The following is a 20543-nucleotide window of genomic DNA, read 5'->3' on the forward strand; positions in this document are numbered from 1 at the left end:
CATGAGTGGATGGCTGCACGTCGTTGTACCCGTGGTTGTCGTGTTGGCCCTCACCGCTGCGCCGTTGTCCCTCACGGCGGCACCCGTGCTCAAGACGATTCGGGTAGCACTGCCGGCCCACCCTACTCCGCTCGACCCGGGCAACCACCGCTCGCGCATTACCGAGACCATCCTCCGCAACATCGGCGACGGGCTCTACACGGAGATGCCGGACGGAAAGCTCATCCCTGAGATCGCCGAGTCAACAAGCAGGATCGATCCCGCCACGTGGCAGTTCAAGATCCGCAGGGGGATTGTCTTCCACAATGGCGACCCGCTCACGGCCGACGACGTGGTGTTCACCTATGTGCGGGCAACGCAGGACGGAGCGATGGAGGGCAGGACGTCACCGCGCAAGAGCCTGTTCGTCGGCGTCAAGATGGTCCAGAAGATTGACGACTACACCGTACGGTTCCACCGGAGCGTGCCCGTCTCTCAGTATCGGATGCAGGTCACCGCGATAAACATGCAGATCATGCCAAAGAGGTACTTCGAGCAGGTCGGCCCGGACGGCTTCGTGAGGAAGCCCGTCGGCGCCGGGCCCTTCAGGTTCATCGAGGGCGACATCAAGGAGCGCATCGTGCTGGAGCGGTTCGACGAATACTGGGGCGGATCGCCGGAGCTCCCGGGCAGGCCCGGCCCACCTCCCATTGACAGGGCGATCTTCGAGTTCATCCCGGACCCGGCCTCCCGCGTGGCCGCTATTCGCTCAGGTGCGGTTGACATAATCCAGGCCGTTCCGTCAGACATGGTGTCGGTCCTCAGGGCAGACCCAGGAATCAACGTGGCCACCACCAAGGGAACCAACATGCTGTTCCTGGCCCTGAATGTGACCAAGCCTCCGTTTTCCGACAAGCGCGTGCGCCAGGCGGTCGCCCACGCCATCAACTACCAGTTGATCGTGGACAAGCTGTACGGCGGCATGGGCAACGTGTTGGGCGGCCGGCCCTTCATGGACGCCAGCGAGGTCGTGGATCCCGCCCTCAAGCCCTACGCCTACTCGCCGGGCAAGGCCAGGTCGTTGCTCAAGGAAGCCGGAGCGTCTGGTGCCGGCTTCGTCATCGACACCTCGCCGGACAACAGGGATCTCGCCCAGGCCATCGCCCAGATGCTGGATATCGTCGGGCTTCGGGCCGAGGTCCGTATCTGGGAGCTGGCCGCTCTCAGGCCCCTGGCTCTGCGGGGCGAGCGCACCGCCGTGGTGGACCAATGGGGGAATGCCTCGGGCAATCCCATGTGGGCCTACTGGACGTGCGGCGCCGAGCAGGCAGCCAACTTCTCACTGTACGTCAGGCCCGAATTCGACAAGCTGATGAATGACGCCCAGAACACGCCAAGCGAGACCCTTCGGACGGCGCGGTTCCGCCAGGGGTACGCGATGATCCACGACGAGTTGCCGATAGTCACGCTGCTCGTGCCGCAGGTCATCGAGGCGTCGCGCAAGCGCGTGCTGAACTTCACGCCCCACCGCAACGGGCGCGTGAACCTTCACAGGGTGGACGTGGAGCGCTAGTTGCCGACGCGATTCATCGTCCGGCGCGCGATCCACCTGTTCTTGGTGGCGATCTTCATCATGCTGGCCATCTTCGTGGTCATGCGCTACGCCCCGGGCGACCCTGTGGACCTGATGCTGCGGGGCGGCGAGGGCGTGACCAAAGAAGACATCGCCGGAATGCGCGCCGAACTCGGACTCGACCAGCCCATACATGCCCAGTTCGTCCGGTACATTCGTGGTTTGATGTCCGGCGATCTTGGTACGTCCATCGTACTCAAGCGCCCCGTGGCCAGGCTGATCCTGGAGCGTCTGCCCGCCACCGTGGAGATGGCGCTCGGCGCACTGCTCTTCTCACTCGCCGTGGGCATCCCGATAGGTGTCATAGCCGCGGCCAGGCAGCACTCAGCGATAGACAGGGTCAGCATGGGGCTCAGCTTTCTCGGCATCTCAACGCCGGGGTTCTGGCTGGCGATCATCCTGATCATGGTCTTCAGCGTGCACCTGAAGGTGCTGCCCAGCATCGGTCGCATCGCGTACGAGATGCAACCCACCCGCCTCACGGGACTGCTGGTCGTGGACTCGGTGTTGACGCTGAATGCCCCGGCCTTGCTGAGTGCCCTGTCCCACCTGATTCTGCCGTCCGTCACGCTGGGAGCCCACTACAGCGCGATCATCGCCCGGGTCCTGCGTTCCAGCATGGTGGAGGTGCTGGGACAGGACTACATCCGTGTCGCCAACAGCAAGGGGTTGACCGAGAGCAGGGTGCTCCGCCACCACGCTCTGCGCAACGCGCTGCTGCCCACGGTCACCGTGGCGGGCCTGGAAGCCGGGGCGCTCCTCAGCGGCAATGTCATCATTGAAACCGTTTTTGCCTGGCCCGGCATCGGCCTGCTCATCGTCAACGGCATCTTCGCGCGTGACTACCCGGTGGTCCAGAGCGGGGTCATCTTCTATGCCCTGCTGTTCGTTGGGATCAACTTCCTGATTGACGTCGCCTACTCCATGCTCGACCCGCGTATCCGGTGGGGGTGACGCGGTGAAGAGCCCGCTTTGGAAACTGCTGCGTCATCCATCCGCGGTCGCCGGCGCGGTCTTCGTGCTTGCCTACCTGCTCGTGGCCGTGTTTGCCCCGCTCCTCGCGCCCGAGGATCCAGCGCGTGGGGACCTCATGTTGCGGCTGAAGCCCCCGGCCTGGAGCCCCGGCGCCGAGCCAGGGCATCTGCTTGGCACCGACGAGTTGGGCCGCGACATGCTCTCCCGCCTGGTCTACGGCGCCAGGGTCTCCCTGGGGGTTGGTTTTGCAACGGTAGGGCTCACATCTGCCGTGGGGCTGTTTCTCGGTCTAGTGGCCGGATTCAGCCGGGGCTGGTTCGATGACCTTATCTCCCGCTTTGCCGACTGGCTGCAGGCGTTCCCCCTGCTGGTCTTCGCCATCCTGATGATGGGGGTCCTCGGGCCGGGCATCGGCAACCTGATACTCGTCCTCAGCGTGAAGGGATGGGTGAGCAAGTTCCGGGTGATTCGAGGCCAGGTCCTGACCGAGCGCGAGAAGGCCTATGTGGAGGCGGCCTGGGCCATCGGCAGGAGGCCCCTGGCCATCATGATCAGAGAGATCGCGCCCAACGTCGTCCACACGCTCCTGGTGCTGGCCACGATTCACATGGGCACCGTCATCCTCTCCGAGGCCAGTCTCAGCTACCTGGGCTTCGGCGCCAGCCCGCGCGTGCCCGCGTGGGGCTCCATGATCGCAAGCGGCCGCACCTTCATGTCGGTGGCGTGGTGGCTGCCGACCCTGCCGGGCGTGGCCATTCTTGTGCTCGTGCTCAGTCTGAACCTGCTTGGAGAGGGGCTGCGGGACGTGCTCGACCCCCGGCTTCGGAAATGACGGCCTTGAGCACTTGAGGGGAGGACCAGCGTGGACGAACTGCGCGTCTTGTCGGCAACCGGGGCCCTCGGGGCCACCCCCATGGACGAGGACTCCTTCTGGCGCGGGGTGGAGCGCCACCCCCATCTGATCGGCGCGGATGCGGGTAGCAACGATGTGGGCCCCTATGGATTGGGTGCCGACACCTGCTACTTCCCGCGCGAGTGGGTCAAGCACGATCTCCGGCTCATGCTGCTGGCAAGCCGGCGGCGAGGGATACCCATGACGGTTGGATCCGCCGGCCACATGGGCACCAACAAGGGCGTTGACTACACGGTGTCCATCCTTGGGGAGATCGCACGGGAGGAGAACCTGCCCCCGTTTCGCCTCGCGCGGATCTACGTGGAGCTGGACAGGGAAGCGCTGCACAGGGCACTCGACGCAGGAGACACGGAGACGCTGGACGGGTCCCCGCCCCTCACGCATGAGCTGATTGACGCGACGGACCACGCCGTCAGCGTCGTGGGTGCCGAGCCCTATCTCGAGGCCTTCCAGCAAGGCGCCGACGTCGTCATCGCCGGGCGATCCTGCGACGACGCCATCTTTGCCTCCTATCCCATCTTCAAGGGGTTTGATCGGGCGCTGTCAATCCATCTCGGCAAGGTGCTCGAATGTGCCTCGGTCGCGGCGACCCCCTACATGGCACGCAACGCCATGCTTGGGACCATCCGCTCCGATGCCATCCTGTTCGAACCCATGAATCCGCGGCAGGTGTGCACTCCCGTGTCGGTCGCCGCCCACTCCATGTATGAGGAGGCGCATCCCCACCTGCACCGCGTCCCGGGAGGCGTCGTGCACCTGTCCGGATGCGCGTTCACCCAGCGCAACGCGCGCACGGTCGCGGTGACCGGGGCGAGATTCGAGCCCACCGAGCTGCGCCTCAAGGTCGAGGGCGCCGGATTCGTCGGGTACCGCTTCGTCGGCATCCTGGGCATCCGGGACCCGCTGACGATTCGCAACCTGGACCGCTTCATGAGCTTCGCGGAGGAACGGGTGCGCACCCGGTATCCTCAGTGGGTAAAGGGCCGGGACTACGAGGTGCACACCCATGTCTACGGCGTGGATGCCACCATGAAGGACTGGGAGCCCTTGCGCTGTGACCTTCCACACGAGATCGGCATAGTCGTTGAGGCCGTGTCCAGGGACGAGTCGCTGGCCAGACTGATCTGCCGCCTGCACCGCAAGTCGCTGATGGTCGCGGAGTACCCCGGCCAGAAGGCCACGACCGGCAAGGCGGCGATCATGGCGGACGAGGAGCTTCGAGGCATGGACGCCTATCGCTGGACCATCTACCACACCGTCCGGGTGTCGGACCCCATGGCCCATGCCCGGGTAGAGTTGGGCACGCTGGGAGGAGAGAGGACGTGACCACGCCCCTGCGCATCCGCGACCTGGCTTCGGCCGTCCGCAGCAAGAACGCCGGGATCCACTACATCACGTTCGACATCATGTTCGACGATTGGGAATCGTACCGGCTGGTCCGAGATGCCAACGTCATCACGCGTGAATCGGTGGCCGCGCTGTACGGGATCCCACAGGCCCAGGTGATTACCGTGGTGAATCACGACCCTGGCCAGGGGATCAAGGTGACGATCCTGCGCCGGCAGTCGAGCGGCTCACCCGGCGACCCAGACGTGCTTGGCTGCCAGCAGCACGCCCCGCTCTATGACATCGAGGTTCCGGCCGGCGGCGCAGCAGTCTCTCCCGGCGTCCGTGGGCCTTAGGGGAGGAAGCGGTTTGTACCGCATCGCGCTCGGAGGCATCAACCACGAGTCCAACACCTTCTGCCCGCCGACAACGCTGGAGATGTTCCGACAGCAGGTCTGGTGCGTGGGGCCCGAGATCCTTGACCGGTTCTCGGGTACGCGGACCTACGTCGGCGGGATGATTGAGACCGCCGGGCGCCTGGGCGTGGACCTGGCCCCGACGTTTGCCACCAGCGCCCAGCCCTGGGGGGCGATCACGCGCGAGGCCTTCACGACCATGGTGGATGAACTCACCGCCGGCCTCCGGCAGGCAATGCCGGTGGATGCGGTCTGCCTGGCGCTGCACGGCGCGGGCGTAGCCGAGGGGATCTCCGACCTGGAGAGCGCCGTGCTCGAGGCCGTTCGAGGGGTCGTCGGCCAGGCGATGCCGATCGCCGTCACGCTCGATCTTCACGGCAACGTCACGCCGCGGATGGTGGAGCTGGCCACCGGCCTCTTCGGCGTGCACGAGTACCCGCACATTGATTCCTACGAACGCGGCCAGGAAGCGATGGAGTTCCTCGTCCGCGTGTTGCGCGGCGAGATCACGCCGGAGATGGCGGTGGAGATCCTCCCGCTGCTGATCCCGGCGTCGCCGTCGCGGGTGGAGCCCACCCGGGCGATCAACGAATACTGCCACCGGTGGGAGCGGGAGCCAGGCATGATAGACTGCGCCTTCTTTCATGGGTTCTCACACACGGACATTCCCGAGGCGGGCGTGACGGTAGTCGCCGTCGCCGAACGCGACCTGGCGCTGGCGCGACGGGCAGCCCGGGCAGTAGCCCGGGAGATATGGGCGCGGCGGGAGGCGTTCTTCAGGGCGTACCCGGCTCCGGAGGAGGCGGTGGCGGAGGCGACGCGGCTTGCGGCCGATGCCGGCCCGGTCGTCATCAACGAGATCAGTGACAACCCGGGCGGCGGCGCGCCTGGTGACGGCACGCATCTGCTGAGGGCGATGCTGGACGCCGGCCTGGCAGACAGCGCGTTTGCCACGATCTGCGATCCCGCGGTGGTCGAAGCCGCGCACCGGGCCGGCGTGGGAGCCACGATCCGCGTGCGCATCGGCGGCAAGACCGACACCATGCACGGCAAGCCGATCGGTCTCGAGGCCTACGTGAAGTGTCTGACCGACGGGAGATTGGCGCTCCGCACGCCCATGGGCCGAGGGAGTCCGGTGGACCTGGGGAGGACGGCGCGCCTGATCGGCCGGGGTGTGGACGTCGTCGTGGCCAGCAGGCGCGCCCAGGTGCTCGATCCCGGGCCATTCCTGCTCCACGGCATTGACGTCGCCCGTTGCCGCATCGTCGGGCTGAAATCCAGCGCGCACTTCCGGGCCGGCTTCGAGGGGGTCGCACGGCACATAGTCTCGACGGATTCGCCTGGCCTCAGCACGTCGAACCTGCACGGTCTTCCGTACAGGTGGTTGCGGCGACCGATCTACCCGCTCGATCGGGACGCGGTGTACGGACCCTAGGTGCCACCGCGAGTACCCCCGGGCAGGATTCACGCAGACCGTCGCAGAACCCACCTCCCCACACCCATTGCTGGAGGCTGGTCGTGGTGAACCCAGTGACCCAGGGAGACCGGCCCTGGTTCAGACACTATGAGCCGGGAGTGCCTCGCACGCTGGATTTCCCGTCGCAACCCATCTACGGCTTCCTCGATCAAAGCGCGCGCAAGTACCCGAACAACCCGGCCTTGATCCAGGTCGGCCCCAAGTTCGACAACCGCATCACCTACCGGCAACTGGACGACCTCTCCGATCGGTTCGCCAAGGCGTTGATCGAACGCGGTTTCCACCGCGGCGACAGGGTGGCGATTATGCTGCCCAACAACCCCCAGTACGTGGTCGCCGCCTACGGCATCTGGAAGGCCGGAGGGATCCTGGTTCAGGTCAACCCGCTGTACAAGGGCCGCGACCTTGCCTTCGTCCTGAAGGACTCCGGGGCGCGGTACGCCGTGGGGATCTCCCGGCTCTACAAGGACCTGCACGAGGTCAGGCCGCACACCGACCTGCAGACCGTGTTCGTCACGAACGTCCACGACTTCTTCCCCGGGAAGTGGCGATTGCTCTATGGGATGCTCAAGGCGAAGAAGGAAGGCGACGTAATGCCCGAGGGGCCCGGCATCGTGCCGTTCCGGGAGGCGCTGCGCGCCCAGCGTCTCGAGCAGAGGCCGGTCATCAGCCCCGATGACGCGGCCGTCCTGCAGTACACAGGAGGGACCACCGGCATCCCCAAGGCCGCCACGCTCACCCACCGCAACCTAGTGTGCAACTGCCTGCAGGCGCGCTCGTGGCTGACCGACCTGAGAGAGGGCGACGAGCGCCTCCTGTCGGTCGTACCGTTCTTCCACGTCTACGGCCTGACGATCTGCATGAACCTGAGCGTGGCCATCGGCGCGACCAACATCATGCTGCTGATGCGGATGTTCGAGGTGAAGACCGTGGTGGAGGCGGTGCCGAAATACCGTCCCACGATCTTTCCCGGTGTGCCGGCGATGTACCTGGCGATCAATCAGCTGCGCGGCGTCGAGAAGTACAACCTGAAGTCCATACGCGCCTGCGTCTCGGGGGCCGCGCCGCTGCCGGTGGAGGTGCAGCGCCGCTTCGAGGAGCTCACCGGCGGCCGGCTGGTGGAGGGGTTTGGGATGTCCGAGGCCTCTCCGCTCACCCACGGCAACCCTGTCTACGGCACGCGCAAGGAAGGCTCCATCGGGATTCCGATTCCCTCAACCGACGCGAAGATCGTTGACACCGAGACCGGGACCCGCGATCTCCCTCCCGGCGAGATCGGCGAGATGGTCGTCCGCGGCCCGCAGGTCATGAAGGGCTACTGGAACAACCCCGGGGAGACCGACCACACGATCCGGAACGGCTGGCTGTACACCGGCGATATCGCCCGCATGGACGACGATGGATACTTCTACATCGAGGACCGCAAGAAGGACATGGTGAACATGGGCGGCCTCAAAGTCTTCCCGCGTGAGATCGAGGAGGTGCTCTACGAGCACCCCAGGGTGAGGGACGTGGCCGTGGCCGGGATCCGGCACCGCCTCCGCGGCGAGATGCTGGTCGCCCACATCGTGCCGAAGGAGGTGGGGGACGCGCGGGCGCTGGCACGCGAACTGCGCGACTTCTGCGCGCAGCGCCTGTCGGCCTACAAGGTGCCCCGGCGGTTTGAGATCGTGAGCGAGATCCCCAAGACGCTGCTCGGCAAGGCGTTGCGAAGGGAAATCCGGGAACGAGAGCAGCTCAGGGGCGAGCTGCCGGAGGAGGAGTAGCGTCTGGGGCCGCCCGGCGCCTGGGACCGCCCGGCCCCTGAGCACGCGCCGCCTGTTCTGCGGCTGCCTTTCCCTCGGCTACCTGTTCCGCACCAGCCGGACCCGCTGCGGCGGCCAGTAGATCAGCGCCGCCTGCCCTACCACTTGTGCTCGGTTGAGGAAGCCGAAGGCTCTGCTGTCTTCGCTGTTGTTGCGGTTGTCCCCCAGGACGAAGAACGAGCCCGCGGGCACTGTCTCCGGCCCGTAATCACCCGACGGGGTGCCATTCACATACATCTCCTCGACCGCGGTGCCGTTGACGTTCAGGTGGCCGCTCTTGATCTCTACCTTGTCGCCCGGGACTGCGACGACCCGCTTGATGTAGTTGCGGCCCGGGTCGCGGGGATAGCGCAGCACGATCACGTCGCCCCTATTGGGTTCGCGGATCCGGTAGACGAGCTTGTTGACCAGCACCCGATCGTGCGGCAACAGGGTGGGTTCCATTGAGTACTGCTCGACCTGGAAGGCCTGGGCCACGCCGACCATCACCAGTTGGGCCAGCACAAACGCGACCACAAGCGTCTTGGCGAAGTCGAGCACACCTCGGCCCGTGCGGCGCCAGTCTACTGGGAGCCGGCCCAGCCATTCTCGGAGCAGTGTGAGCATCCTCAGTACCATGCTTTGTGCGACCGGGTCACCGGGTGTGCCTGATGATGTGGCGGAGGGGGTGGGATTTGAACCCACGAGGCAGGTTTGTAGCCCGCCTACACGCTCTCCAGGCGTGCCGATTCAACCGCTCTCGCACCCCTCCGGAGAACCGATCCCAGTATACCCGGTTTCGCCACGCGTGGCACCGGCCTTGTACCCGGTTTCGCCGCGTGTGGCACCGGCCTAGCGACCCCCCTCCACCGGGGACGCGAACCGGTACCCGAACCCCCGCGCGGTCACTATGATCGTCGGCAGAGCAGGGTCTCGCTCTATCTTGGCGCGCAGCATGTGGACGTATTTCTTGACGTCCTCTGCCGCCGCGGCATCGCGGTCCGGCCAGATCGCAGCCAGGATCTCCTCGGTGGGGAACACCCTGCCCGGCCGGGACGCCAGCAGGCGCAGCAGCTCATACTCTTTGGGCGAGAGAGCCACCGGGCGGCCCCGGACCGTTACCTCCTTGCGTTCGTCGTCCAGGATCACCTCGGCGGTTCGGATCACCCTTGGCGCAGATGCCTGGCAGCGGCGCATCACCGCCTGGATGCGCGCGTCCAGCTCGCGCAGATCAAACGGCTTGGTGATGTAGTCGTCCGCGCCTGACTCCAACCCGGCGACCTTGTCCTGGGCGCTGTCGTGCACGGTCACCATGATCACCGGCACCTGGCTGAACTTCCGTAGCGCCTCCAGCACCCTCCAGCCGTCCATCACCGGCAGGTTGACGTCCAGCAGCACCAGGTCCGGATCCCCGGCGGCGGCGGCTTCGAGCGCCCGGGCACCATCCCCGGCGGATGCCACGTCGTGGCCCTTGGCGCGCAGGTACCGCACCAGGAGGTCCCTGGACCGGGCGTCGTCCTCAACAACCAGGATTCTCATGCCCCGTCTCCTGCCGGCACGGTGAAGGCCGGCAGGGTGAATGTGAACCGCGTGCCGCCTCCTGCCGCGCGTTCGAACCAGACCCGCCCTCCGTGGAGTTCGACGTAGCGCTTCACCACCGCCAGTCCCAGGCCGATGCCGTCAATCTCGCGACGCGCCGGATGCCCTGCCCGCTGGAACGGTTCGAAGACCTCGTGCTCGTGCCCCTTTGGGATGCCTGTTCCGGTGTCGGTCACCTCGAAGACGGCCAGCCCGTTGCGGTTCGCGGCCGTCACGGTGATCTTCCCCTGCTCGGTGTACTTGACGGCATTGTGCAACAGGTTGATCAGAATCTGCCGGAGCATGGTCTCGTCTGCCGCCACGGTCGCCGTGCCGGCGACCTCCACGGTCAATCCCTTCTGGCGCACGAGATGCGCGACGTTCCGGCAGGCCTGCTCGATGACCGCGGCCGCGTCCACGCGGCCGGCCTGGGGTTGGATCCCTCCTGCCTCCAGCGCCGAGTAGCGCAGGATGCCCTCGATCAGGTGCAGGAGGTGGTCACCGGCGGCCAGCAGCGCCTCCAGGTCCTTGCGCTGCGCCAGGGTTATAGGGCCGTCTATCTCCTCCAGCAGCAGTTGCGCATAGGCACGCACCGCGTGCAGCGGGGTCTTCAGTTCGTGGCTCATCGCCGCGGTGAACTCGTCCTTAATCTGGTTGGCCTTCCGGAGCGCTACGTTGACGCGTGCCAGCTCCCGGTCGCGCGTCTCGATCGCGGACGCCATGGTGTTGAGTTCGTCGGCCAGGAGCTGCAGCTCGTCCCCGCCCCCGGCCTCCACGCGCGCGGAGTAATCGCCGCGGCGGATCAGGCGTATCACCGTGTTCATGCGGGCCAGCGGCCCGAGGATCGCGCGCCGCAGGGCGAACGCGGCCGCCACGCCGCCGCCGGCCATCAGCAGGCTGGCCAGGAGAATCCGCTCGGTCTCCGCCCTGATACGGCTGTGCACGTCTGCCAGGGGAAACCCAATGCGCACGTAGGTCTGCCGTTCGAGCGGGTAGTCGGGGACCGCCCTGAAGATATCGAGGTACGCCGTGCCGCCTCGGGTCCGGCGCTCCTCCACGGCGAACGGCCGCACGAGCGGGCCGGTGGGGACCGCCAGCGCGTAGCGGCCGTCGGTGAAGCGCACCTCGCCGTCCCGGATGATCTGCGCGTAGAGGACCGTTCCTGCCACGAGCCGTCGTGTGAGCCTGCTGGAAGTGGGCGCCTCCGAAAGGCCCTCGGGCGTGGGAAGGAACCGGGAGGCGTCGCGAGCCAGTTCCTCGGCGACGCCCTTCGCCCGGAGTCGCACCTGCTCCAGCAGGGCTCTTTGCAGCCGGTAGGCGGCCAGCGTTCCGAAAGTGGCGGCGAAGAGCACCGACAGTCCCACGAACGCCAGGACGAACTTGCCACCGAGGCTGAGCCTGGTCACGCCCCCAGTATATTACGTCGCGGCCGTTCCCTCTCTAGCGGTCTGCAGCGATCTGGATGATCTTCCTGGCCGAATCGAGCATCCTGAGCACGGCCTCCATTGTCTGCGACGCCTGGTCCGATGCGTGATGGATATCCACGGTGCCGTCCTGGAAGGATCCCTGCGGACGATTCGCGATCGCGCGCAGTGCCTCGGCGGCCTGCCTGATCGCCCGGCTCACCAGGTCGGCGGCCTGCTCCTCGGGGCGCATGCCGCGGGTTCCCAGCACGCCGGTCGGGCCGACCACGGCTGCGATCTCGGCCGTGGCGGACGCCGGTGCCGGCTGCGGAGTGACGCCTGTGCCGGTTCCTGCCTGGGCCACCAGTTCGGCATGCTTGCGCGCGCTGGCTTCAATCTGTCGCTGCACCGCGGCGATCCACTGCACCTCGGCCGCCTCGCGGATGACGCGGGCCTCGATCAGCAGCGGCCTTACACCCTTGTAGACGTCACCGTTGCCTGCCTGCGCCAGGCGCTGGAAGAGGGGATCCGCGGAGCCCGCCAGCAGGTTGATCGTCTCCTGGATGTAGCGCTGCTGCGCGTCGGCGTCCAGCGCGGTGACCGCCAGCTTGGCCTGCGCTGCCGCGCGGTCAATCTCGGTCAGGGCGGAGGCCAACGCGGTCTTGTCAACTACCAAGACCGGGAGGGGCTCCTCCACGGCCTCGGCCTGCTCAGATGCCTGGGCGATTTGGTCCGGCTGCGCCGAGGGCTGATTCTGCGCCACCAGGGTCTTCTGTGGGACCGCCGCCGGGTCGGTCGCGGGCGGCGCCACGGCCTCCTCCTCGGTGGGTGTGCTGACGAACTTCACCGGAAGCTGGGTAACTCCGGTCAGGGCCAGCCCGGCCGTTGTTAGGATCGCTATGGGAATCAACGCCAGCAACGTTCTCTTGACAATCGCGCCGAACATGCCAACACCTCCGAATGGTGCGGTTCTGCTCTGACGCCAGTTTGTCATCGGAGTTCGGACGAGGCCATGCCAGCGGGGTTCCTGCTGGGTTGAAATCCGGTCAAGGCCGGCCGGGCAGTCGCGTCGCCGTGCTGATCCTGAATCCGCGGGTGAGGCATGGCCGGCGGATGTCCTCTGGACCGGTGCGAAGGGGAATCAAGTAGTAGCAGCGTGAAGGCCCTCCGGCCCGCGCGACGAAGCATCGTCCTGAGATGCGGGCCTGGTCGTCGCAGCGGGAGGCTTCACGAAGGATGCGGAGGCAGACTGCAAGATTCCGGCCATGGGCGGTGAACCGTGAAAGGCGAGCGGACGAGGGGGGCATGGGCGGCCTGAGGCCAACAAGTTCTTCCACATGGCCCTGGCGCCAGGGAGTTGAGCGATGGCGAAGATCACCTTGAACAGGGAGAGGATCGCCGCCTTCTGTCGAGAGCATCATGTCCGACGGATGGAGAGGGAGCTATCATTCGTCTTCGGGGGGCGCAAGATCGATCTGCGCACCCCTGAGGATCTCAGCCGGTATTTCCGGGAGGATGTCCTCAAAGAAGCGCAGGTGCAGTATGCGGAAGGATGAGCGACCGGATGCTGGTCCCCACCACCGGCCTGAGCCAGTGCCAAGGAGGATCGCAGGCGTGAGGAAGTTCAGGCGCGCGCGGCCGCCGTTCGAGAAGATTTGCCAGTCCTTGCGAGAACATCTTCCGGTGCTCCAGGCGCGATACGGGGTCCGGTCGCTTGGCCTGTTCGGTTCCTACGTCCGGGGCGAACAGGAGGCGGGAAGTGACCTCGACATTCTCGTCGAGTACGAGTCCCCTCCCACGTTCTTCGAATTCATTGATCTGGAGGATCACCTGCGTGAACTCGTGGGGGTCAAGGTCGATCTCGTAATGAAGAGCGCACTGAAGCCCCGCATTGGGGAGCGCATCCTTTCCGAACTGGAGCCGGTATGAAGCCCGTTCGCTCGGTTGCGGACTACTTGCGGGACATCCTAGTGTCCTGAGTCAGAGATCTGTTGTATAATCTTCCTATGTGGGATACTCTCCAGGGCGATGGCGAATCTATCCCCTGGAGGAGTCCCATGCCCCGCGGCCGTCCGATTCCGCCCTTGACCCTGAGCCCGGAGGAACAGGAAACGTTGGAGCGCTGGGCGCGGCGCCCGACAAGTGCACAAGCCTTGGCGCAACGAGCCCGCATCGTGTTGGCCTGCGCGGCCGGCAAGCCGAACACCGTGGTGGCGAGCACGTATCGGGTCAGTCAGCCCACGGTGGGGAAATGGCGCGCGCGCTTTCTGACGCGCCGCCTCGACGGTCTGCTTGATGAACCCCGGCCTGGTGCCCCGCGGCGGATCACTGACGCCCACGTGGAACGGGTGCTCACCCTGACGCTGGAGTCGCAGCCGCGAGACGCGACCCACTGGAGTACCCGGGCGATGGCCGCCGCCTGTGGGCTGAGTCAGAGTGCGGTCAGTCGCATCTGGCGGGCGTTCGCCCTGCAGCCACATCGCACCGAAGTGTTCCAGCTGTCCAAAGATCCGCTGTTCATCGAGAAGGTCCGCGACATCGTCGGTCTCTATCTGTGTCCGCCGGATCGGGCGCTGGTCTTGTGCGTGGATGAGAAGGCGCAGATTCAAGCCCTGGATCGCACCCAACCTTTGCTGCCGTTGCGTCCGGGACAGGTGGAGCGTCGCACGCACGACTATCGACGGCACGGCACCACGTCGCTGTTTGCTGCATTGGACCTCGCGACGGGCACGGTGCTGGGCGAATGCCACCGCCGTTATCGTAGTGTCGAGTTCCGCAAGTTCCTGGCGACGATCGATGCCGCGGTCCCACCCGCGCTGGACGTGCATCTCATTCTCGACAACTACAGTACGCATAAGACGCCCCTAATCCGCCGCTGGTTTGCCAAACGCCCCCGCTACCATCTACACTTCACACCGACGGGAGCCTCGTGGCTCAACCTCGTCGAGCGCTGGTTTGCGGCGCTGACCGAGAAGCAGATCCGCCGCGGGGTCCATCGGAGCACCCGGGAGCTCGAAGCCGCGATCAAGACCTATCTCGCCAAATACAATGATCAGCCGAAGCCGTTCGTCTGGACGAAGACGGCGGATGAGATCCTGGCGACCATTGCACGATTTTGTCATCGAATCTCTGACTCAGGACACTAGTTCTGCGCACCATTAGGCCTCCCGGCAACAAGCAGAGGGGTTAGTTCGTACGCTCGCAGGATCTACGTCCGAACCTAGCCCGAGATGTCCGGAGCTTCCATCGCGAGGAACTGGGGCGTCTCATCGGCAAGCGGACCACGCCAGTTGAAAGCCGTACAGAAGACTCTGAGAAAGACCGGGAACGATTCGCACTGGCTCCTTACGTGAAGACGTCCTTGAGGCTCAGGGCTTCATTCCACGGGCGGAGATTTCGTGCCCGCGTGCGGTCGGATGGCGCCATCCGGCTGAGCCGAAAGCTATACCGAAGCCCATCGGCGTCGGCACACCGGATCGCGAAACGGCCGACGAATGGTTGGACCTTTTGGCAATTCGAGCGGGCGCCTGGACAGTGGGTCCCCCTCGACGAGCTGCGGGGGTAGGTAAGGCTGACCCCCGGGTAGCTGACAGCGTTCTGGCGGGTCTGCATGAAGGAGTTGCCATCAGATGATCCGCGATTGGATCGTTCCTCCGTTCTCCAGTGGCAAGCGCGAGAGTTTGGCCGCGGCGGGTGGCGGGCCTGGGCTCGATGGGATGCAAATTCCTCGGCCGCGTGACGGACCGCGACCGGAGCAACGTGCGTTCTTCCGCGCTCTTCAAGCGGCATCGGGAAAACCGGTCCGCTTGGTCCGACTCGTCTGCTTGCCGGATTCGTGTGGTTACGGGGGTGGCGACTAGTCCCATGACGATGCGTCATGATCCGGACCTGGAGAGACTTGCGAAGCCGATCCGCAAGAGGAACGCCACTGAGGAGGAAATCTGCCGCATCGTCGGGCGTCCAGCACAGATCGAGCACATCGGTGAGCACATTGCCAGCAAGATCTTTGACATAACGCTGGCAAGGTCGGCGGCGCAAGAGGGGATCGATGGGGTATTCGCCAGCGGGCCGCTCGAAGGCGCAAGCGTCAACATCAAGTGGTACGCAAAGGACGAGGGGCTGATAGACCTCAGTATGGGAGTCGTTCCCGACTACTACCTCGTTCTGGCAGGGCCACGGGCAGGTGCAAAGCCATCGAGGGGAGGTACGCGCCCCTGGCTCATACGCTCTGTCTACCTGCTTGAGGGGCCGAGCCTCCACAAAGCTTTGGAGGCTCGAGGGATCAAGGTGGGCATAGCGACCAGCGTGCTGAGGGTCCTATGGTGGGATACTGAGATCTTCCCTGAGCCGCGCGGCACCCTCCTGCCACCTTCCGCCAAGCAGCGCCGTCTACTTGCCCTCTTTGGTTGACATCAGCCTCCGTCACAAACGAGGCGGCAGCGTCGCGCGTCGAATGGTTGGTCGCCTGCAGAGATACGGGAGGTGCGGACCACTTTTGGGCAGGCCGACGCTTGTCCCCGTGCCTCCCGTAGGATAGAATGTACATGAAATGCGTACACGTGTACATAAAAAGCGTACACCCGGACAGCCCCCGCGCCTGCCCTCACCGCGCCCGCTTGACGCGCTGGCCTCCAAGCCGGCGGTTCGACTGCTCCGCTACCTGGTAACCCATCCCTCCGCGATCACCGGTCGCCAGCTCGCCAGCGCCGCGGGGGTCCACCACTCTGTCGCACGTCAGGTCTTGGAACGGCTGACCCAAGAGGGTGTGCTCGAGCGACGCCGCGCCGGGAGGGCGTATCTCTACTCCCTGAACCGCGACCGCTACGTCGTTACCGAGATTCTGGAGCCGGCCTTCCGCAGCGAGGCGCGATGGTTTGAGCGACTCGGTGAAGAGATCCTAGCAGCTCTCCGATCGTCAGCGGAGTCCGTCGTCCTGTACGGCAGTTGGGTCCGCGAGGCGGCAACGCCGCGTAGCGATGTTGACCTTATGCTGGTGGTGACAGATGAGGCCGCACGCGAGACCGTTGGGGGGTGCGTCGACGAACTTCGCGGGCGCCTCGGCGAGCGGTTCGGCCGATTCATCTCAATGATGGTGATGACGGCCGAAGAGGTACGGGCGAAGCTAGGGGCCGGCGACCAACTGGTGCGGTCGATCGTGAGCGAAGGGCGGGTGCTGGCCGGACGCAGCCTTGCGGAGATCGCCGTCGGTGGCTAAGCGCGAAGCGTCCGGTCGATCAGCCCGGCGCACATGGACCAGGTCAGGCTAATTCGCCAGTTGTTTCCCGGGGACGATGAAGCCAAGAAGGCATCAAGTCACCTGGCGGCGCTGCTTGATCGCAAGAATACGGTGGAGTACGAAGGGCGCCTGTGTCGGGTGCATGACGCGGAAGCCGCGATCAAGCACGCAGAGCGACTGGTGGCATGGGCACGTAGAATCTGACCTCACACTTGTTATCGCGGCCCTGACAGCCTCCCTCTTACGTTGAGCGCTTCATCTCTGCGCCGTATCCTGCCCGGCTATCCGCCACCGCCAGCCGGAGCTCAGGCGCCGCATCGGCGGCGCCGATCGCTTCGAGCAGGAGCTGCGCGTCCGCGCGCGGGAGTTCGAGCGAAGAGGTCTGCAGGGCTGTGCCCCACTTCTCGTCCTTGCGCCGCAAGAAGGCAAGCCGGGGGATGAATGGCTTGAAGTCGATGGGCGTCGCAGGACGGGCGATGACCTCGAAGTCAATCCGGTACGGATACTGGCGGTCTGTCCAGGTGTCCTCCGACGACCGATACACGGGTGTGGTGACGATCGCCGCCGCGCCGAGCCTGTGCGCGCCCTTGATGTAGAAGACCAAGAGGTCGCCGGGCTTGATCTGGTTGATGCGTCCGTAGTTCTCATCGCCCCACCGCCCGCGGCCCAGGCACGCGAAGTAGTTGTCCATTGAGGTCACCAGCAGCCACTTCCGGCCCGTGCCTGCGGCGAAGTGTTCCAGCACCGTCCGCCGGACGAGTTCGCGGGCGCGGCGGAACTCCGGCGAGTGGCGCATCTGCCGCCACAGGTGCTCGCGGGCGTGTTGATTAGCGCGGTACGCGTCGGCGATCTCCTTCGTCAGGGGCAGCACGCCCGGTGACTGCCAGAGGCTCCGAAAGAACCCGTCCAGGTCCCGGGCCAGCGGCTCCTGGAGGCTGCCGGTGAGGGCTACGTTGATCTCGACGTTCCTGGTCAGGGCGGGGCCGGTGAGGTTCGAGGAGCCGACGACGGCGATGAAGTCTGAGCCGGCGGTGCCCAGGTAGAGCTTGGGGTGGAAGACGCCCTCCGCGGCGTCCTCCGGGGCGTAGTAGAGCCTGCACTCCCGGTCCGGTGGGGTGTGCAGGGATTCCAGCGCCTCGACCTGGGTCAGCCCGAAGTCGGTCCCTGCGATCACCTGCAACCGGCGGACGGGTCGCCGCAGCAGGCGCAGTTCGTCCACGCCGCTCTGGCGGACAAAGGCAGATGCGATCCTTACGCTCTCTGAGCCGCCGAGCAGCGTCTCGAGCGCGGACCGGGTGGCCCCGGCGGTGGGTAGAACCTGAAGGTTCGCCGGCATCGTTGATTGCCTGCCCGCCGGAGACATTCGGCCTGGGGGGATCCATTCCCCCTACGCCGCAGGCCGCGGATGACCACTTGCCTTGACCGTCCGGCATACGGCCGGTACCCTGTAGTCGCAGTTGTTTAGACACGACTAAGTCCAGGACGCCACTCTGCATGCAGCGTTCCGACAAGGTCACCGTTGAGGCCGCCGGGGACGTGCTTGCCGGCCGAAGCGGGCGGCGAGGTCTGGCCCGACTCCTGCCGTTTCTCGGCCCGGCGTTCGTCGCCTCGGTCGCCTACGTGGATCCCGGCAATTTCGCCACCAACATCCAGGCGGGCGCGAAGTTCGGTTTCCTGCTGCTCTGGGTCGTGCTGGCCAGCAACCTGATGGCCATGCTGGTGCAGGCGCTTGCGGCAAAACTGGGCATAGCCACAGGCCGCAACCTGGCCGAGCTGTGCCGCGAGCAGTTTCCGCGGCCGGTCGTCTGGATCATGTGGGTCCTGATGGAGGTTGTGGCCATGGCCACCGATCTGGCCGAGTTCGTCGGCGCCGCCGTGGGGTTCTACCTGCTGTTCGGCCTGCCGCTGTTCGCGGCGGGCCTGCTGACCGGCGCGGTCACGTTCCTCATCCTCGCGCTGGAGCGCCGGGGATTCCGCCCCCTGGAGGTAGTGATAACCGCGTTCGTCGGCATTATCGCCGTCTGCTACCTGATCGAGCTGGGGCTCGAGCGGCCCGCGCTGTCCGATGTGTTTGGGGGGCTGCTGCGGCCGCGCTTCGCGGGCGCCGAGAGTGTGCTGCTCGCGACCGGCATTCTGGGAGCCACGGTGATGCCGCACGTCGTGTTCCTGCACTCGTCGCTGACGCAGCACCGGATCGTGGCCCGGACCGCCCGGCAGGCACGACGTCTGTTCCGGTTTGAGATCGCGGACGTCGTCATTGCCATGGGCATCGCAGGGCTGGTCAACGCCGCGATGCTGATCATGGCGGCCACCACCTTCTTCGCACATGGGCTGACCGATGTGGGGACCCTCGAGGAGGCCCACCGCACGCTCATCCCGCTGCTCGGCGGACTGAGCAGCACGGTGTTCGCGGTCTCGCTGCTGGCATCGGGCCTCTCATCGTCGGTGGTGGGCACCATGTCGGGTCAGGTGATAATGCAGGGCTTCCTGCACCGACGCATCCCGGTGTGGGTCCGGCGGCTGGTGACGATGCTGCCCGCCCTCGTCGTGCTTGGGCTGGGGCTGGATCCCACGCGCAGTCTTGTCATCAGTCAGGTAGTGCTCAGTTTCGGGCTGCCGTTTGCCCTTGTCCCGCTGGTCCTGTTCACGCGGCGGCGGGACCTGATGGGACCGCTGGCGAACCATCCAATCACGACGGCGGCCACGGTTCTGGTTACGGCGCTCATCGTCTCCCTCAACCTGTTCCTGATCTACCAGGTATTCGCCGGAGGATGATGCGGTTGTGTTCGATCACCTGCTGATACCGCTTGACGGCTCACGGCTCGCCGAGAGCGTGCTTCCTGCCGCCGGGGCGGTCGCGCGCCGGTTCGGGTCTGGCGTCACCCTGCTGCACGTGGTCGAACGGACGCCGCCCGACGAGGTGCATGGTGAGCCGCATCTGACCACGGTCGCAGAGGCAGAGGCTTACCTGACGGAGGTGGCGTCCCGGGAGTTCCCGTCCGTGGCCGTGACCATGCACGTGCACGGTCCGGACGAGACCGGCGTCGCCGAGAGCATCGCCCGCCACGCCGATGAGCTGCGCGCCGCGCTGATCGTGCTGTGCACCCACGGTCAGGGCGGCGCCCGGGAGCTGATCTACGGCAGCGTCGCCCAACAGGTTCTCAGCCACGGCAGCGCCCCGGTCCTGCTGATCCGACCCGGCCCAGGGGCCCAGGTCTTCGCATGCAGCAGGGTTCTGGTCCCCCTTGATGGTAGTGTTCCATCCGAGGCCTCCTTGCCGCTGGCCGAGGCGCTGGCCCACGCGTTTGGCGGCCGCCTCCACCTGTTGACCGTGGTGCCCACAGTGGCAACGGTCTCCTCTGCCCGCGCGCCCGCTGCGCTGTTCCTTCCAATCGCGACTGCGGTCGCCCTGGATCTCGAGGAGCAGGAGACGCTGCTCTACCTCGATGGGCTGGCCGCTCGACTGCGGCAGGACACCCTGACCGCGGAGGTGGAGGTAGGGCGCGGTGATCCGGCCTGGGAAGTTGCCGCCGCCGCCGAGCGGTTGGACGCGGACCTTGTGGTCATGGCCACCCACGGCCGGTCCGGGATGAGCGCGGTGTGGGCGGGCAGCGTGGCGATCCGGATCATGGCGAGGTGCCGCAGGCCGATGCTGTTGGTAAGGGCGCCGGGAGCGCCGGACGGCCTCTGATGCACGCGCGGCCGGCCGATGCCTGGATGCGTGGCAGGGAGGTGGCGGAGGAGGTGGGATTCGAACCCACGAGGCAGTTTCCCGCCCAACGGTTTTCGAGACCGTCCGGGTACCGGGCTCCCGAACTCCTCC

The 20543-nt window shown here is 66.0% G+C and carries 19 protein-coding genes and 2 tRNA genes; 14 read left to right on the top strand and 7 right to left on the bottom strand.

Going from position 1 to position 20543, the window contains the following annotated elements; genetic code table 11:
- Position 1: 1 nt before the first annotated feature.
- The 7 genes from FJX73_05960 (at position 2) to FJX73_05990 (ending at position 8485) form a co-directional block, all read left to right on the top strand.
- Positions 2-1552, top strand: a complete 1551-nt coding sequence (locus FJX73_05960; GenBank protein MBM3470320.1) for an ABC transporter substrate-binding protein — start codon at positions 2-4, stop codon at positions 1550-1552.
- Positions 1553-2566, top strand: a complete 1014-nt coding sequence (locus FJX73_05965; protein MBM3470321.1) for an ABC transporter permease — start codon at positions 1553-1555, stop codon at positions 2564-2566. It abuts the gene before it with no gap.
- Positions 2567-2570: 4 nt separating this feature from the next.
- Positions 2571-3419: an ABC transporter permease gene (locus FJX73_05970; protein ID MBM3470322.1), complete on the top strand. Its 849-nt coding sequence runs from the start codon at positions 2571-2573 to the stop codon at positions 3417-3419.
- 30 nt (positions 3420-3449) lie between these two features.
- A complete protein-coding gene (locus FJX73_05975; GenBank protein ID MBM3470323.1) occupies positions 3450-4826 on the top strand; it encodes a DUF1446 domain-containing protein in 1377 nt (458 codons plus the stop codon).
- The gene (locus tag FJX73_05980) at positions 4823-5182 is read left to right on the top strand and encodes a DUF4387 domain-containing protein (protein ID MBM3470324.1); all 360 of its coding nucleotides are present in this window, start codon (positions 4823-4825) and stop codon (positions 5180-5182) included. Before FJX73_05975 ends, FJX73_05980 begins: the two co-directional genes overlap by 4 nt.
- Positions 5124-6677, top strand: a complete 1554-nt coding sequence (locus FJX73_05985) for a M81 family metallopeptidase (GenBank protein MBM3470325.1) — start codon at positions 5124-5126, stop codon at positions 6675-6677. The genes FJX73_05980 and FJX73_05985 overlap by 59 nt, the downstream gene beginning before the upstream one ends.
- 95 nt (positions 6678-6772) lie before the next feature.
- Positions 6773-8485 (top strand): long-chain fatty acid--CoA ligase, encoded by a 1713-nt coding sequence (locus tag FJX73_05990; GenBank protein MBM3470326.1) that lies wholly within the window; start codon positions 6773-6775, stop codon positions 8483-8485.
- Between the two features lie 78 nt (positions 8486-8563).
- On the opposite strand, the gene lepB is transcribed toward FJX73_05990, so the two are convergent.
- The 5 genes from lepB to FJX73_06015 form a co-directional block, all read right to left on the bottom strand.
- Positions 8564-9142 carry a signal peptidase I gene (gene lepB / locus FJX73_05995; protein ID MBM3470327.1) on the bottom strand — a complete coding sequence of 193 codons (579 nt, stop codon included), beginning with the start codon at positions 9140-9142 and terminating at the stop codon, positions 8564-8566.
- 38 nt (positions 9143-9180) lie between these two features.
- Positions 9181-9275, bottom strand: a tRNA-Ser gene (locus FJX73_06000).
- Between the two features lie 80 nt (positions 9276-9355).
- Positions 9356-10042, bottom strand: a complete 687-nt coding sequence (locus tag FJX73_06005; GenBank protein ID MBM3470328.1) for a response regulator transcription factor — start codon at positions 10040-10042, stop codon at positions 9356-9358.
- Complete coding sequence (locus FJX73_06010; protein MBM3470329.1) at positions 10039-11487, bottom strand: HAMP domain-containing histidine kinase; 1449 nt, start codon at positions 11485-11487, stop codon at positions 10039-10041. The genes FJX73_06005 and FJX73_06010 overlap by 4 nt, the downstream gene beginning before the upstream one ends.
- Positions 11488-11521: 34 nt before the next feature.
- Complete coding sequence (locus FJX73_06015; protein ID MBM3470330.1) at positions 11522-12430, bottom strand: hypothetical protein; 909 nt, start codon at positions 12428-12430, stop codon at positions 11522-11524.
- 418 nt (positions 12431-12848) lie between these two features.
- On the opposite strand from FJX73_06015, the gene FJX73_06020 reads away from it, so the two are divergent.
- The 5 genes from FJX73_06020 to FJX73_06040 all read left to right on the top strand — a co-directional run bounded on the left by FJX73_06020 (position 12849) and on the right by FJX73_06040 (position 16699).
- Positions 12849-13040 carry a hypothetical protein gene (locus FJX73_06020; GenBank protein MBM3470331.1) on the top strand — a complete coding sequence of 64 codons (192 nt, stop codon included), beginning with the start codon at positions 12849-12851 and terminating at the stop codon, positions 13038-13040.
- Positions 13027-13413 (top strand): nucleotidyltransferase family protein, encoded by a 387-nt coding sequence (locus tag FJX73_06025; protein MBM3470332.1) that lies wholly within the window; start codon positions 13027-13029, stop codon positions 13411-13413. Before FJX73_06020 ends, FJX73_06025 begins: the two co-directional genes overlap by 14 nt.
- A 128-nt stretch (positions 13414-13541) precedes the next feature.
- The gene (locus FJX73_06030; GenBank protein ID MBM3470333.1) at positions 13542-14630 is read left to right on the top strand and encodes an IS630 family transposase; all 1089 of its coding nucleotides are present in this window, start codon (positions 13542-13544) and stop codon (positions 14628-14630) included.
- Positions 14631-15348: 718 nt separating this feature from the next.
- A complete protein-coding gene (locus FJX73_06035; GenBank protein MBM3470334.1) occupies positions 15349-15894 on the top strand; it encodes a hypothetical protein in 546 nt (181 codons plus the stop codon).
- Positions 15895-16033: 139 nt separating this feature from the next.
- Positions 16034-16699 carry a GntR family transcriptional regulator gene (locus tag FJX73_06040; protein ID MBM3470335.1) on the top strand — a complete coding sequence of 222 codons (666 nt, stop codon included), beginning with the start codon at positions 16034-16036 and terminating at the stop codon, positions 16697-16699.
- Between the two features lie 262 nt (positions 16700-16961).
- On the opposite strand, the gene FJX73_06045 is transcribed toward FJX73_06040, so the two are convergent.
- The gene (locus FJX73_06045; GenBank protein MBM3470336.1) at positions 16962-18083 is read right to left on the bottom strand and encodes an EVE domain-containing protein; all 1122 of its coding nucleotides are present in this window, start codon (positions 18081-18083) and stop codon (positions 16962-16964) included.
- A gap of 131 nt (positions 18084-18214) precedes the next feature.
- Here FJX73_06045 and FJX73_06050 point away from each other — a divergent pair, with 131 nt between their 5' ends.
- Positions 18215-19495, top strand: coding sequence for a divalent metal cation transporter (locus FJX73_06050; GenBank protein MBM3470337.1), 1281 nt, complete (start codon positions 18215-18217; stop codon positions 19493-19495).
- 7 nt (positions 19496-19502) lie between these two features.
- The gene (locus FJX73_06055; GenBank protein MBM3470338.1) at positions 19503-20411 is read left to right on the top strand and encodes a universal stress protein; all 909 of its coding nucleotides are present in this window, start codon (positions 19503-19505) and stop codon (positions 20409-20411) included.
- A 42-nt stretch (positions 20412-20453) separates the two neighbouring features.
- On the opposite strand, the gene FJX73_06060 is transcribed toward FJX73_06055, so the two are convergent.
- A tRNA-Ser gene (locus FJX73_06060) sits at positions 20454-20543 on the bottom strand.

It is taken from the genome of Armatimonadota bacterium (assembly GCA_016869025.1).
In the GTDB taxonomy this organism is placed as follows: domain Bacteria; phylum Sysuimicrobiota; class Sysuimicrobiia; order Sysuimicrobiales; family Humicultoraceae; genus VGFA01.